Annotated in this window: 10 protein-coding genes and 2 pseudogenes; 5 read left to right on the top strand and 7 right to left on the bottom strand. The window is 60.0% G+C overall.

What is annotated here, in order from left to right; all coding sequences use genetic code 11:
• Positions 1–155: 155 nt before the first annotated feature.
• Positions 156–1,595: an Asp-tRNA(Asn)/Glu-tRNA(Gln) amidotransferase subunit GatA gene (gatA, locus tag Q0X23_RS15400; protein ID WP_297861084.1), complete on the top strand. Its 1,440-nt coding sequence runs from the start codon at positions 156–158 to the stop codon at positions 1,593–1,595.
• Positions 1,596–1,864: 269 nt separating this feature from the next.
• Here the strand turns inward: gatA and Q0X23_RS15395 are convergent, their stop codons facing one another.
• Together Q0X23_RS15395 and Q0X23_RS15390 are read right to left on the bottom strand one after the other, a co-directional pair.
• On the bottom strand, positions 1,865–3,289 hold the full coding sequence (locus Q0X23_RS15395) for a hypothetical protein (RefSeq protein ID WP_297861083.1): 1,425 nt from the start codon (positions 3,287–3,289) through the stop codon (positions 1,865–1,867).
• 65 nt (positions 3,290–3,354) lie between these two features.
• Complete coding sequence (locus Q0X23_RS15390) at positions 3,355–4,227, bottom strand: hypothetical protein (RefSeq protein WP_297861082.1); 873 nt, start codon at positions 4,225–4,227, stop codon at positions 3,355–3,357.
• An 89-nt stretch (positions 4,228–4,316) separates the two neighbouring features.
• Between Q0X23_RS15390 and Q0X23_RS15385 the strand changes: the two genes are divergently transcribed.
• Entirely contained in the window at positions 4,317–5,015 is a 699-nt protein-coding gene (locus Q0X23_RS15385; RefSeq protein WP_297861249.1) for a TetR/AcrR family transcriptional regulator, read from the top strand.
• A 55-nt stretch (positions 5,016–5,070) separates the two neighbouring features.
• Here the strand turns inward: Q0X23_RS15385 and Q0X23_RS15380 are convergent, their stop codons facing one another.
• On the bottom strand, positions 5,071–7,041 hold the full coding sequence (locus Q0X23_RS15380; RefSeq protein WP_297861081.1) for an elongation factor G: 1,971 nt from the start codon (positions 7,039–7,041) through the stop codon (positions 5,071–5,073).
• Positions 7,042–7,463: 422 nt separating this feature from the next.
• Between Q0X23_RS15380 and Q0X23_RS15375 the strand changes: the two genes are divergently transcribed.
• Together Q0X23_RS15375 and Q0X23_RS15370 are read left to right on the top strand one after the other, a co-directional pair.
• Positions 7,464–9,035 carry a DNA repair protein RecN gene (locus Q0X23_RS15375; RefSeq protein WP_297861080.1) on the top strand — a complete coding sequence of 524 codons (1,572 nt, stop codon included), beginning with the start codon at positions 7,464–7,466 and terminating at the stop codon, positions 9,033–9,035.
• A gap of 70 nt (positions 9,036–9,105) precedes the next feature.
• Complete coding sequence (locus Q0X23_RS15370) at positions 9,106–10,452, top strand: diguanylate cyclase (protein WP_297861079.1); 1,347 nt, start codon at positions 9,106–9,108, stop codon at positions 10,450–10,452.
• Here the strand turns inward: Q0X23_RS15370 and Q0X23_RS15365 are convergent.
• The 4 genes and pseudogenes from Q0X23_RS15365 to gmk all read right to left on the bottom strand — a co-directional run bounded on the left by Q0X23_RS15365 (position 10,438) and on the right by gmk (position 12,859).
• Positions 10,438–11,058, bottom strand: coding sequence for a MarC family protein (locus Q0X23_RS15365; protein WP_119339568.1), 621 nt, complete (start codon positions 11,056–11,058; stop codon positions 10,438–10,440). The two genes, Q0X23_RS15370 and Q0X23_RS15365, sit on opposite strands and share 15 nt — an antisense overlap.
• 105 nt (positions 11,059–11,163) lie before the next feature.
• Positions 11,164–11,623: pseudogene (gene argR / locus Q0X23_RS15360) on the bottom strand (arginine repressor).
• A gap of 199 nt (positions 11,624–11,822) precedes the next feature.
• Positions 11,823–12,131, bottom strand: a complete 309-nt coding sequence (rpoZ, locus tag Q0X23_RS15355; RefSeq protein ID WP_297861078.1) for a DNA-directed RNA polymerase subunit omega — start codon at positions 12,129–12,131, stop codon at positions 11,823–11,825.
• Between the two features lie 53 nt (positions 12,132–12,184).
• The gene (gene gmk, locus Q0X23_RS15350) at positions 12,185–12,859 is read right to left on the bottom strand and encodes a guanylate kinase (protein WP_297861077.1); all 675 of its coding nucleotides are present in this window, start codon (positions 12,857–12,859) and stop codon (positions 12,185–12,187) included.
• 144 nt (positions 12,860–13,003) lie between these two features.
• Between gmk and Q0X23_RS15345 the strand changes: the two are divergent.
• A pseudogene (locus Q0X23_RS15345) lies at positions 13,004–14,465 on the top strand (alpha-amylase family glycosyl hydrolase).
• Positions 14,466–14,606: the final 141 nt, after the last annotated feature.

The following is a 14,606-nucleotide window of genomic DNA, read 5'->3' as shown; positions in this document are numbered from 1 at the left end:
TGTTCCAGAACACCAGGACAAAATTTCGGCAAGCCCTACGCCCCGAAAAGGCGGCCTTTGACCTGAGACTTGCGACCCGTAAACAGCATCCTTAAAATCAGGCACCAAAGCCATATTTGCTACCTTCGGCCCCATCGGCCTTATCATGGGGCGGTATGTTGGCGTTGGAAATTGTGCAAAGCGTTCAATCGGGCCAGAGGTCACCTCGGGAAGTTGTGGAGAGCTACATGCAGCGCATCGAGCAGCTCGAGCCCCACATCCATGCCTTTATCCGCCTGAACCCCCAGGCACTAGAAGAAGCCCATGTTGTTGAACATCGGCTTGCCAGAGGCGAAAACCTGCCCCTGGCGGGCGTTCCGCTTGCCGTCAAGGACAATATCTGCACCCAGGGCCTCGAGACCACCTGTGGCTCTAAGATGCTGGCCGCCTTTGTGCCCCCATACAGCGCAACGGTAGTCGAAAGGCTCCGGCAGGCAGGGGCTATTGTGATGGCCAAGGCCAACATGGACGAGTTCGCCATGGGTTCTTCCACCGAATATTCGGCTTTTGGCCCTACCCGCAACCCCTGGGATCTGGAACGGGTGCCGGGGGGCACCTCAGGAGGCTCAGCGGCGGCCGTCGCAGCCGATATGGTGCCGGTTGCGCTCGGCACCGATACCGGTGGCAGTGTGCGCCAGCCGGCTGCGCTGTGCGGGGTCTATGGCTTCAAACCTACCTACGGTCGTATCTCGCGCTATGGGGTGGTGGCCACGGCCAGCAGTCTGGATCAGGTGGGTACGCTGGCCCGCTCGGTAAAGGATCTGGCCCTGCTGAGCGATGTGATCAGTGGCTATGACCCTAAAGACAGCACCAGCCTGGAGGCCGTGCCGCAGTTCGGGAAGGCTTTAGAGGCCCCAGTGCAGGGCATGACCATTGGCATCGTTAAAGAAGCCCTGGCGGTGGGCAACTCGCCGGGCGTGCTGGAGGCCCTCGAGCGCTTTCGCACAGTAATGGAGGAGCAGGGGGTGCGTTTTGTGGAGGTCAGCATCCCCACCCTGGAATATGCCCTGGCGGCTTACTACATCGTCAACACCGCCGAGATCAGCTCCAACCTGGCCCGCTACGATGGCACGCTTTATGGCCTGCGGGTGCCCGGTCTGGATAGTGCCGATACCATGATGCAAAGCCGTGAACATGGTTTTGGCCCCGAGGTGCAGCGGCGGGTTTTGATGGGAACTTTTGTGCTTTCCTCGGGCTACTACGATGCCTACTACGGCAAAGCCCTGCGGGCGAGGGCCAAACTAAAAGCCGACCTGGACGATGCTTTTACCCAAGCCAACCTGTTACTCACCCCCACCAGCCCCTTCCCGGCCTTCCGCTTTGGCGAGAAAACCAGCGACCCCCTCTCGATGTACCTGGCCGACATAGATACCGTAGCCGTCAACCTGGCCGGTGCGCCCGCCATGAGCATCCCCGCCGGGCTCGAGGGTAACTTGCCGGTGGGCGTACAGCTTATCGGCAAACCTTTGTGCGACGAGCAAATCTTTACCGTAGCCCATGCCTTCGAGCAAGCCACCGGGCTGGCTTTTGCTCGAGCGGCCATTTTGAACCCCTAATACCAGATTCGGTTAGTTCGGCGCCGGATGGCGGCGAACTAACAGGGCCGAAGTTATCCGCGTAGCGGAGGGCGATACCGCCCCTTGGAAGTTATCCGCGTAGCGGAGGGCGTAAGCCCCTTGGAAGTTATCCGCGTAGCGGAGGGCGTAAGCCCCTTGGAAGGCAGACGCTTTCTTCGCCGACCGACAGGGAGGGGTGTGCTCTAGGATTCAAAAAGTTAGCCTCTGGGGGATCTTTGGTTTGGATGATTATCTTTTTGAATCCGGTATTACCAGCGCACCTCATAGAACCCCCGGCTAATCAAGCTGTTGCCCTCCACCACGGCATACGAAAGCCCCGAACCGAAGCGCTTGGCCAGTCGCTCTGTAAAGTTGGTCAAGGCTTTGGCCAGCTCGCGGGAGGTTTGCTGATCCAGCTCGCTGCCAATGGTTTGCGGGAGGGTGGTACCCAGCTGTCCCAACTGCTGCTGTAAGCTCGAGCCCTGGTTAGCAAAGCTGTAGCCGATGGCATTGGCCGGAATGCGGGCGCGGAAGCGTCGGAAGTTGGGATCCTGGCTCCAGGGGGGGTTGTTCACCGCTTGTAGGGCGCTTTTGCTGGTTGCAATCACCAGGCGGGTGGGCTCGAGCTTGTAGTAGAGGGTTCCGCCCAGACCCACCTCCACCGCCTTAAAGTCGCCTTCGTTGCCCAACACCTTGAAGCCGCCCTGCCCATCGGGTGTAGAAAAGGCGGCCAGGCTCTGCAAGAGCGCCAGCAGGTTGGCCTCGGCAGTAGCGGGGTCGCGTACCTCCCAGTAGATCAGGCTGTGACCCAGAATGGCCTCGCTGCGACCATCGGGGGCGGGGGGTGGCCCTTGCACCGTTACGGTAGCATAGCGGGCCCCAAAAGCCCGTAAATCGAGATTGAGCCGTACATCAAAATCGCGTAAAAGGCCAGACAGATAGGGGCCTGCCCGGCTCAGATCCAGCACACCTGTAGAAACCGAGTAGCCCTGGGGAAGGTCGGCAGCGTTGTAGGGGCGCTCTTTGGGCAGCAGCAGGCTGGCCAGGGCGGGGTCGGGGGCAGGGTTCACGTCCAGGCGAGTCTCTTCGGTGTAGCCGCCGGCAGTGAGTTGGATGGCGTAGCTGAAGCGACGGAAGGTGCGGGCTGCCCCATTGGCCCTGGGGGGCAGGTTCAGGCTTTGCAACAGGTCTTGCGGCGGTGAACCCCACAGCACGATGTCGCCCCGCACCGGGGCTTGCAGGCCCCGGCGGTTTTGCAAAAACAAACGGGCATACCTGGGCGAGGCGATAAACACCAGCTCGCGGCTGAAGCCCGTCTGGACATCCTGGTCACCCCCCACCAGCCAGCCGCCTTGGGGGCGCAGTCCCCTGGTATCCTTGCGCAGGGCCCGCATGGCTGCCTGGGTGGGTCGGGTAATCACAAAAAATCCATCGCTATACAGGGCTATGGCCACCCCGCCCGCTGCAATACCCAATAAGTCGGCATCGTTGCCGGCCTGTTTGCCCAGTTCGCGGCCCAGCAGAGCCTCCATACCGCTCTGTTTCCAGTCGGCAGCCAGACCGCTCAGGTAGCGGCTACCGCGCAGGTCGTTCATGTAAAAGCCTGCTACGGCCCCCTGCGGGGCCAGTGCGAGCAGGTTCTGGGCCAGGGCCGGGCCAAGCAACAGCAACACAAAAATTAAAAGGCGAGCCATACGTGTATGGTACTCGCCTGGGCCAGAAGATGTGCGAATTTTGGCCTTGACAACCGAGCCAAGGGCTATAAAGCCTCGCCGTTGTAGGTCACGGTCACGTTGTTGCAGGCGTTGTAGACCACAAATAGCTTGTTGCCGTGGGTGTCTTCCAGGTTCCAGCTTCCGCCGACGAAGGTTTCCTTGCAGGCGTTGCTGAACTTGAGGTCGGTGGTTTTGCCGGTGAGCCGATACAGCTTGGTGGGGGTACGGAAGTCCAGCGAACCTTCATAGTTAAAGGTGCCTGCCGCAAAGGGCGTTTGGGCATTATCAGGAACATAGGTGGCGGTATAGGTGTAGGTGGTGCCGTAAAGCCCATCGCTGCCGTAGATTTCAAAGTTGAAGTTGTAGCGAACAGCATAGTTGGGGTTGTTCCAGGTGACGTCCAGATCCAGATCGAGCTTGACCCCCGACTCGTTGGACTTGCCGGTGTTGAAGGTGAGCTGGTACTGGTCGGTGTCCACGGTATAGCCGCTGGTGGGGTTGTTGTCGTCTTTGTCCCTCAGCACGATGCCCCCCCTGAGCCGAGTGTCGCCGACCGTGCAGTCTACCCTGTAGGTAGCCTGTAGCGGAATCTTGTCGTTGTCCAGGTCTTGTTGCTGTGCCTTGGGGGGGGTTTCGCTGGCCGTACAGTTGATGGATTGGGGTTGCAGCCCAGAGGCCAGAATCAGGTTGGCTACCGGAGAAGGCAGGCTCAGCCCGCCTGCGGTATTGGTGGTGACGACCCCCGATGGGCTGGCGATGGCTGCAACGAGGTATTTATTGCTCTGTGTTAGCGAGTCCTTGAGCTTCTGGGCATCGGCTTTAGAAATTGGGTCGGTGGTGGGTTGTTGACCACAAGCTGCCAATAGACCTACCATCCCTGAGGCAAGGATTTTCAAAAGAGGTTTGAGCTGCCGCATGTTTCCTCCTTGGGTCACTGCCCATAAGAATGATAGTTCAATCATTTTACTTGCACAACTTACAGACATGGAAACTAAATGGTGTGTTAATGTTCGGTCAGGAAACCATGAGCTCCAACGCCAAGCCCCTACGAAAGCGCCGAGACGGCCAGGCCACCCGCGAGCGGCTTATCCAGGCCACGGTCGAGATCCTGAGCCGTGAAGGTCTGGAGGCTATTTCCACGGCTCGAGTCGCCCACGATGCGGGCATCGTGCAGTCGGGCTTCTATGCGCACTTTGCCAGCCTCGAGGACTGCGTCGTTGCAGCCGCCGAACACATCGGGCGGCGCATCCAGGACTCCATTCGTGAGGGGCTTTCCCTATTGCGCGAAGAAGGGGTGAACGACTTCAATCTGGTGCTGGCCCAGTACCACAGGATTTTAGATCAGCTCGAGGCCCAGTGGCAGTTTGTGGAGCTTTTGTTGCGCTACTTTCGAGAGCCCACGCCGCTGGGGCGCACCCTGGCTGCCATACAGCAAAGTATCCGCGACGAACTCACCCAGCACCTCATGACCTTGTTGAAGCCGCTGGCTATCCCCGATGGAGGCCGCCCCGAGGCTGCTTTTTTGGCCGACCTGATGGTTAACATGCTGCTCAGCGCAGTGCAAAGCCTGCGCTGGGAGCCTTCTTTGAACAAGGAACTGGTGGCCTACCTGCTCGCCGCCGAGACCATTAGCATGGCCGCCCGAACCTACGACTGGATGAGCGAAAAGGGGTACTGGCCCACGCCTGCGCCAGACCAGGGGTAGCCAGAACCGGAGGCCCAGGGGCTTTGGGCAGGAATAGGGCCGATGGCGGGCAAGTCTAGGCTTCGGCCTTCTGCCGTTCGGCAATAATTTTCTGGGCCAGGTTGGGCGGCACCTCGGCGTAATGGGAGAACTCGAGGCTATAGGCCCCGGTTCCCTGGGTCAGCCCGGAGAGGGTGCGGCTGTACTCGAGGATTTCGGCCAGGGGAGCCTCTGCGCTCACCACCGCCAGCGCGCCGTCCTGATCCATGCCCAGGATGCGCCCGCGCCGCGACTGCATGTCGGACAAAATATCGCCTACCCGGTCTTGCGGGACAAAAATTTTGAGGGTGTAGATGGGCTCCAGGAGGGTGGGGCTGGCCTGCGCCACCACGTTTTTGAATGCCAGTTGGGCGGCCAACTGAAAGGCCATGTCAGAGCTGTCCACATCGTGGTAGGAGCCGTGGTAAACCGCAGCCCTGAAGCCAATCACCGGGTAACCGGCCAGAGGCCCGGTTTTGGCGGCCTCCTGGATGCCCATTTCCACCGACTCCATGTACTTGGTGGGAATTACGCCGCCGGTAATTTCCCAAACAAACTCGTAGTCTTCGTGGGGTTCTAACCGCAGCCATACATCGCCGTACTGCCCGTGCCCGCCGGTCTGCTTCTTGTGCTTGCCCTGGCCTTCGGCCTTCTTGCGTATGGTTTCGCGGTAGGGGATTTTAGGGGGGCGGCTGGTGATTTTCACCCCATAGTCGGCCAGGCGTTCCCTGGCGGTTTCCAGATGCAGGTCGCCCATGCCCCACAGGATTTGCTCACCGGTCTCGGGGTTGCGTTCGAACTTCAGGCTGGGGTCTTCTTCCAGCAGCTTGCGCAGCGCGTCTCCGAGCTTGGCCTCGTCGCTACGGGTTTCGGGTGCAATGGCCAGCATTGCTACCGGGTCAGGCAGGCGTGCTGTAGGAAACTCGGGGCGTTCCCCCTGCCATAGTTCCATCCCCTTGTGCAGGTTGTCGGCCTTGGGGAGGGCCAGAATGGTACCGGCTTCGGCTTCCTCGAGCTCCACCAGATCCTTGCCTCTGGCGGTGTAAATGTGGGCCAGGCGCACCGAGCCATTGTCCGATTGCAGGGTGTCGCCGACTTTTACCTTGCCCCGGTACAACCGGGCAAAAGCCACCTGCCCCATGAAGGGGTCTACCTGTACCTTGAACACCTTGGCTGCTGGGCCGCCCTCGCCCCAGCGCTCCTCGGGGGAGGGCAGGGCCTCCAAGAACAAGTCGAGCAGCATATCGAGCCCGATCAGAGCCCCGGAGGAACCAATGGCCACCGGGAAGACCTGGCCTTTACGTACCGCTTCGTGGAAAGCCCTCGAGAGCGCCACCTCTTCTACTTCGCCGCCTTCCAGGTACTTCTCCAGCAGGCTTTCGTCGGTCTCGATGATAGCCTCGCGGGCTTCGCTACGGTACTTCTCGACATGAGCCTTCTGATCCTCGGGGATGCTCGCCACTACCGGACGACCTTTCTCGTAGCGGAAGGCCCGGTCATGCAGAACGTCAATCAGGCCGACCCACTGCCCATTTTCGTAGAGCGGCAGGTGGGCCGGGATGATGTGCCCCAATGTGGAGCGCAGATCCTCGAGCAGGGCAAAAAAATTTCCCCCTTTCTCCAGCTTGGTCACCACCACCATGCGCGGTAGTTCCAATCGCTCGGCCACCGTCCAGGCCCGCTCGGTGCCAATCTGCACGCCGGCTTCGGCAGAAACCGCAACCACCGCTGCATCAGCGGCCTCCATAGCCCCGCGAATTTCCCCGACAAAATCGGCGTAGCCCGGTGCGTCGAGCAGGTAAATCCGATGTCCCTGGTAGGTCAGCGGCAACACGGCCGTACGAACCGAGACCCGGTGGGCCTTTTCTTCCGGGGTGTAGTCTGAGGTGGTGTTGCCCTCCTCTACCTTGCCCATGCGATCCTTGCCCCCGGTGAAGTAGAGGAGTGCCTCGCCGAGGGTGGTTTTACCGCTGCCGCTGTGCCCCACGAGGGCGACAGTGCGAATCATGATTAACCTCCTTAGTGGCAACAGTATAAGGCTTTGGCGGAGACAAAAATACTTTTGCCTTGACGGATTGGGGTTAGGGCGAATAGCCAGGTTCAGGCGTCTTTAGTGGGTTCGCCAAAAGGGCCTTTCGAAGCTCGTTCGGTTTCGGATAGGCCAAGTGTCGAAGGTTGAGTTAGTTATTAATTGCGGCGTCGTGTAGGCCCCCATACACTGCCTGCCGTTCCCTAGCAGGGGAGGGCAGGGTGGGGTTGCCATGGAAGGACAAATCCCCAGGTATAGCCATCTCTACGAAGCTGTACTAATTTCAGCTTTTGGCATTAGACTTTTTGCAAAAAACTGTCGGCGGTAAGGTAAGAGGGAAAGAACGTTTACTTGGGCATTCTGTTCCCAACAAAACGGATGTGATACCCTGAGTTTTGGGTATGTTGGAACGCCTCGAGGTACAAAACTTAGCAGTGTTGGAGCGGGTGGCGCTCGAGTTTGGCCCCGGCCTGACGGTGCTTACAGGGGAAACCGGCGCGGGCAAGAGCGTTTTGGTGGATGCTTTGTCGCTGCTCCTGGGCGAAAAAGCCGAGGGCCTGATGCGCCCTGGGGCCGATACCCTCCTCGTAACGGCCTTCTTCAGTGGCAAAAGCCTTTCGCGCAAGGTTTCCCAGGGGCGCAGTACCCCGCGTATTGAGGGTGAGGTGGTGAGCCTGAAGGAACTCAGCGACGAGGCGGCCCAGCACCTGACCATCCATGCCCAGCACGCAGCCCTGGCGCTTTCTAGCCGCAAGGCTCAACGCAGGTTGCTAGATTCGCAGGTAGAGCCGGGTCTGCTGGAGCAGTACCAGCGGGCCTACGCGCATTTTCAGGCCATTCTGAGCGAGACCGAACGCCTCGAGGCGGCAGCCCGTGAGCGTGAACGCAAACTGGATATTCTGCGATTTCAAACCGGTGAAATTGACCAGGCCAAACTGGTGGTGGGGGAGGACGAGCAGCTTTTGCAGGAAGCCGAGCGCCTGCGCCACCTCGAGACCCTGCGCGAGCGGGTTTCGGCGGCCATCGCTCTGCTCAGCGGGGATGGCGACGCCCTGGGCCTGGTCACACTGGCCTCACGGGAAGTAAAGGCTGCCGGGCGCTTTGATGCGGAACTGGAGCACCTGGGTCAGGATCTCGAGAGCGCCCTGCATGGCCTGCGGGCGGTGAGCCGTGAACTCGAGGACTATCTGGAAAGCCTCGAGGTCGACCCCCAGCGCCTCGAGGAAGTGGAAGCCCGGCTGGCCCTCATCGAGAAGTTGGGGCGCAAGTACGGCGAGGGCATTCCGGCCATCCTGGCCTTTGCCGAGGCCGCGCGGCGCGAGCTGGCCGAACTCGAGGGCGCCGAGGATCGCCTGGCCGAACTCCACGCCCAAAAAGAAAGCGCCTGGAACGCGCTGATAGCGGCAGGTGAGCAGCTTTCCAGGGCTCGTGCCCAGGCTGCCGACTGGCTTTCCAGAAAAGCGAGTGAGGAGATTCGTGCCCTGGGGATGCCGGCGGCGCGTTTTCGGGTGGGGCTCTCGCCCCTGGAAAAACCCGGCCCCGATGGACTGGAAGAGGTGCAGCTGCTGTTTTCGGCCAACCCAGGTCTGGGCGAGGCCCCCCTGGAGAAAGCTGCTTCGGGCGGGGAGCTTTCACGGGTGATGCTGGCGCTGGCCCTCCTGACCGGCTCAGAAGCCGATACCGTGGTTTTTGACGAGGTGGACACCGGGGTAGGCGGTGAAGCGGCCTGGCAGGTGGCCGACCGTTTGGCACGCCTGTCCCAGCAGCGCCAGGTGCTGGTGGTGACCCACCTTCCACAAATCGCCGCCAGGGCCCATACCCACTACCGGGTGGTCAAGAATAGCCAGTCGGTGCAGGTGCAGCGGGTGCAGGACGAAGAGCGGGTGCGGGAGCTGGCCCGTATGCTCTCGGGCAGCTATTCCGAAGCGGCCCTCGAGCATGCCCGTGAACTACTGATGGGCTCGGTCACGTAACCCGTTAATCATGGTTGCGCTAAATGAGGGGTAAGCATACACTTGATTGAATATTTCCTGCCCGCCACATATGAACACCTCGGCCCCTGTCCTCGAGCCAGAAACCTTGAACTGGCTAAACCAACTTCCAGAGGCCGTGGTGTGGTTGGACAAAGAAGGGCAGATTGGCTGGTGCAACCCCGTAGCTGCGGCCCTCATCCCCGACCCCAATCCGCAGGGCAAGCGGCTGGAAAACTGGTTTCAACCCATGGTACGTGAGTCGCGCATGCACGAGCCTATGAATGCGGGTTGGTGGCAGGGCAGCCCCCAGAAGGGTTTGTTGGGAATAGCGGTCAAGCGGTGGCGTTGGTTCCAGGTCAGCCTGGCCCCTTTCAAAAATGGTCAACTGTGCATCCTGAGCGAGGTGACCCGTGAGTACAACCAGGCCCTGGCCTACCACTCTTCCCTCGAGGTGCTTTCCAGCCTGCTTACCCAGGAAGAAAAACTCGAGGAACTCCTCATGCGGGTACTGCAAACAGCCGTCGAAGTGGTTCCTGGGGCCGAGGCCGGAAGCCTGACCCTGCTGGAAAACGGAGAGTTTAGATTTGTGGCGCAGATTGGCTTTGAGGATAGCCTAATCGAACATTCTTTAGGTTACGATCACGAACTGGCCTGGTATGGGCTGGGTGAGCAAGAATGGTTGCTGGGCAAGCCCCGCTTGTTGGTGTCTCCGCATATCCAGGAGCGAACCCGAAAGCATATCTCCCACGAGCTGGATATGTTCAACCAGGTGGGCAAGCTGGAGGAGCTAAAAGCCACCGTGACCGTACCCATTGTGCTTCAGGGCCAGGTAATGGGTACCCTCAACCTCGATTCACTCACCTCTACCGAGGCCTTTCCCCCCGAAAGCCTAGCCATCGCTCAGACCTTTGCCTTACAGGCCGCCACGGTGATTTATGGCCTGCTCACGCGCCGCAATCTATCCGAGCTGGCCTTGAGCGATGCCCTTACGGGGTTGGGCAACCGACACGCCCTGAAAGAGAGTTTTCCCAAAATGAAGGCCCAGGCCGAACGCCTGGACTTACCTCTGACCCTCATTTACTGGGACATGGATGGACTCAAGCGGCTCAACGACCATTACGGTCATGCTGCTGGCGATCAAGCCCTCAAAATTTTGGCCAACACGCTTCGCAGTGTCTTCCGTCAAGAAGACCAGACTTTTCGCATTGGGGGCGACGAGTTTGTGAGCCTGCACCTGGCGCTGCCGCTTTCCGAAGTGCCCGAGATGGTTCGGCGGGTGCGCTCAGCCATCCACTTCGAGGTGAGCGCAGGAGCAGTGGCCATCACTCCCCTCCAGGATTTGCAGGCCGCCCTGGGGCAGGCCGATCAGGCCATGTACAAAGACAAGCGCCGGGTTCGCAACTCACTCGAGCTTTAGCAAGACCCGTACCCCATCGGCCACATACTGTACCGCCAGAGCGGCCAGCAAAATGCCCAGCACCCGGGTAATCACATTGATGCCGGTGCGACCCAGCGAACTCGAGAACTTCAGGGCCGCGCGAAGCGACCAGTAAGTGAGGAATAAAACCAGGGCGGCCATGGCCAGTACCAGTACGAACCCCCCAATTCCTGGGGGCGCCGACCCAGCCAGAATCAGCACGTTGGCCAGGGTGCCCGGCCCGGCAATGAGCGGGATAGCCAGTGGAAAAACAGAGACATCGGCCCGGACTTGCGACTCGGCGTGCTCTTCGTCGGTTTCGCGCTCGAGCTGGGCATTGATCATGTCCAGCGCAATCTTGAACAAAAGCAAACCCCCCGCCACCTTTAGCGCCTCGAGGCTGATGCCCAGGTAGCGCAAAATCACCCCCCCCAGCAAGGCAAAGGCCAGGATCAGGAGGCCCGCCACCAGGGTTGACCTGAGCGCGATGCGCTTTTGCTCCTGGTAGCTGCGGGTACCCACCAGGGCCAGGAATAGCGGAATCAGGCCGATGGGATCAACCAGTACGAACAAGGTCAGGAAGGCCTGGAGGGCGAATTCAACCATTGGGATTCAGTCCTCACTGATAGCGGGAAGAACAGCAGGGGAGAGGGAAAAAGGCCCTTCGCGGGTGCTTTGTGGCTGCTCGACTACTTCCTGCTGCCCTGGCGCTCAGGTTAGCAACCGGTCAAATTCCTCCTGCAAGGCCTCTGCATCTTGAACCGTGCGACCCACCACCAGAATCGAATCCTCCCCAGCTATCGTGCCTACAATATCATCCCGGCGCAGTCGGTCAATCAACAAGGCGATGCCAGAGGCATGCCCTTCGGACACTTTGAGCATCAGAATGTTCTCGCCCCGGTCTACATCCCGCACAAAGGTACGAAAAATGCGCCGGAGTTCTTCCATCACATCTTCGGCCAGGTCGAGATGGGCCAGGGCATATTTGTGCTTTCCCCGCCCCAGCGGAACCCGTACCAGGCGCATTTCGTTGATGTCGCGGCTCACCGTGGCCTGGGTTACGTCATAGTTCAGTCTTACGCAGCCGATCCACCAACTCGGCTTGGGTAGATATGCTTTCCCGGCTAATGATTTCCTGGATAGCCCGATGCCGCTGTTCTTTGCTGGCCATAGCGATTTCACCTCGAGTCCCGATTTGTGATTATACAGGGCGTATATAGTTTGGGTTTATGCAGAGCGCATACTGCAACATCACGGGCTAGATGTGCGATGCGAAGTTGCGAATTCGCACGCCCGGCCGCACCTGGCCCATGCATGAAGATGCGGGCCGACCCTGGTCGGCCCGCCTGCTGCCCGCTTCCCAGCACCGATCAATCAGAAGTTTCGATCACTTCGCGGGGGTACATCTGATCGAGGTACTTGGTCAGACGATCCTCGGCAATCAGGTTTTCACCGATTTGCAGGCGGCCGGTCTTGAGCTCTTGCATTGCCCAGGTAACTGCGTTGGGGTCAGGCTTCTCACCTTCCAAAGTGCGCATGCGGGGCAGTTCGTCGCTGCTCAGCACCGTATTCTTGAAGCCGTAGCGCAGTAGCTGTTGGGCGCGCTTTGCCGTCACTACGGTCAGGCGGTACTTGGAGTCGGTCAGGGCCAGAAGGGTATCGATGCCGGGTTCTGCCATAGGTCTACCTCCGCAACTAAGCTCCGATTGTACATCAGAAAGTGAGAAAATGTTTACTGGCCCCCCTGCTCGCCCGCCTCGAGCCGTTTGCGCTCGAGTTCATCGAGTTCACGTTCCAGAACCGGGTCTATCGAGAGGGCGCGGGCCAGGGCTTCGCTCATGCGCGGTTGAAGCAGCCGCTCGGCCTGAATAATGGCGGCAAAGTCGGAGACGGCTTTGTCGAGCTGGTCGTTGACCAGCACATACTTGAACTGGTCGGCCATGCGAATCTCTTCCTCGGCCCGCTTGAGCCGCTTGTGAATCTTGGCCAGGCTGTCGGTTCCACGCACCAGGAGCCTCCGGCGCAACTCCGACAGCGAGGGGGGAATGATGAAGACCAGAATCGCTTCCGGCATGGCCTGCTTGACCTGCAAAGCGCCCTGTACCTCAATCTCGAGGATGACGTCCTGGCCTTTGCTCAGGGCTTCCTCCACCGGCTCCCTGGGCGTGCCGTAGTAGTCTTCCACGTACTGGGCCCACTCCAGGAAACCGTTTTGCGCAATCTTGCTTTCAAACTCGGCTTTGCTGACAAAGTAGTAGTCCACCCCATTGCGCTCCCCCACCCTGGGGGGCCGGGTGGTCATCGAGATCGAGTAGTACATGCGGTGATACTCCAGGAGCCTGCCCCGGATGGTGCCTTTGCCCACCCCCGAAGCCCCGGTCATGACAAACAGATTCCCACGCGGCATAACTGGGGCATGGTATCAGAACCGATGACCCAGCGCCACCCGCCCTTCACGTAACGAAATGCTGTTCGCTTACACTTGAGATTTTGCTTGCAAGGTTTAGACTAACCGCTGGCAACGAGCAGGCGTTTTCGCGTGGGAGTTTGAATGACACCAGAATGGGTCAAGGATGCGGTTTTTTATCAGATATTTCCAGATCGTTTTCGCATGGGGGCCGGGCCTCCAGCCAGCCCTGCGCCGGTACACAGTGGCTTTGAAGCCTGGGATGCTCCCCCCACCTTGCGCGGCTTTAAAGGGGGCAACCTTTGGGGCGTGATCGAGAAGCTGGACTATATCAAGGAGCAAGGCTTCAACGCGCTCTATTTCTGCCCCATCTTCAGCTCGACCGCCAACCACCGCTACCACACCAGCGACTACTTTCAGGTAGACCCCATGCTGGGCGGTAACGCTGCCCTGCAGCAAGCTGGTCGAGGAGGCCCACCAGCGCGACATGCGGGTGATACTGGATGGGGTCTTCAACCACTGCGGGCGGGCCCATTTTGCCTTTCAGCACGTTATGGAAAACGAGGCCGCCTCGCCCTACCGCGACTGGTTCCATATCTACAAATTTCCCCTTAATGCCTACGCCAAACACGCCAACTACGCGGCCTGGTGGAACAACCCCGAGCTGCCCAAATTCAACACTGCCAACCCCGAGTGCCGCGCGTATCTGCTCTCGGTGGCGGAATACTGGTTTCAGTACGGTATAGACGGCTGGCGCTTGGACGTACCCAACGAGATCGACGACGACGAGTTCTGGCGCGAGTTCCGCCGCCGGGTCAAGGCGCATAACCCCGAGGCCTACATCGTGGGCGAAATCTGGGACGACGCCACACGGTGGCTAAAGGGCGACCAGTTTGATGCGGTGATGAACTACCCGCTGGGACGGGCCATTCTGGGCTTTGTGGGGGCCGAGGTGCTGGACAAAGACCTGGCGGCCAAGAGTGGTCTGGGACGGCTGGAAAGCCTGGGGGCCATGGCCTGCCACAACCGCCTCGAGGAGCTCTTCCGCCGCTACGACTGGGACATCGTGAGCGCCCAGATGAACATCATGACCTCGCACGATACCCCGCGTATCTATAGCCTCCTGCGGGGGCAGCTCGAGCGGGTACAACTGGCCTTCGCCATGCTTTTTACCCTGCCAGGAGCGCCAACGGTCTACTATGGCGACGAGATCGGTATGGCCGGGGGCCACGACCCCGACAACCGTCGGGGCATGATCTGGGATGAGGCCCGCTGGCACAGGCCCCTGATGCAGACTATTCAGCAGATGGCGGCCCTGCGGCAGTCGCTGCCGGTGTTGCGCCGGGGCCGATACCAGTATCTCTATGCCCAGGATTCGCACCTGGCCTTTGCCCGTACCCATGGACAAAGCAGCGTGGTGGTGACCATCAACGCCTCGCCCGAGCCCTGGCGGATCAGCGTACCGCTGCACGGCCTCTGGCCCAGGGGGGAGCAGGCCATAGACCTGCTGTCGGGCAAGGCAGGCCGGTGTGCAGGAGGTTATCTCGAGGACGGCATTCTGGAGCCGTTTACGCTGGCCGTTTGGCAGGCGCTCGAGCAGGCTTAAAACCCACAGGGCAGAGGGCAAAGCGTGGGGAGAGATCAGGGCCCTTAATATTTCCGAGGCTGGCCTTGATGTTGAGCCACCAACCCCCTATTTAGATAAAGGTCATCTCGCCCTCCATTACAACGTTCCAAATACCGGAGC

This window comes from Meiothermus sp., assembly GCF_026004115.1.
Lineage (GTDB): Bacteria > Deinococcota > Deinococci > Deinococcales > Thermaceae > Meiothermus.
Note: the sequence above shows the minus strand (reverse complement) of the source record. Positions and strands in the feature narration are given on the sequence as shown.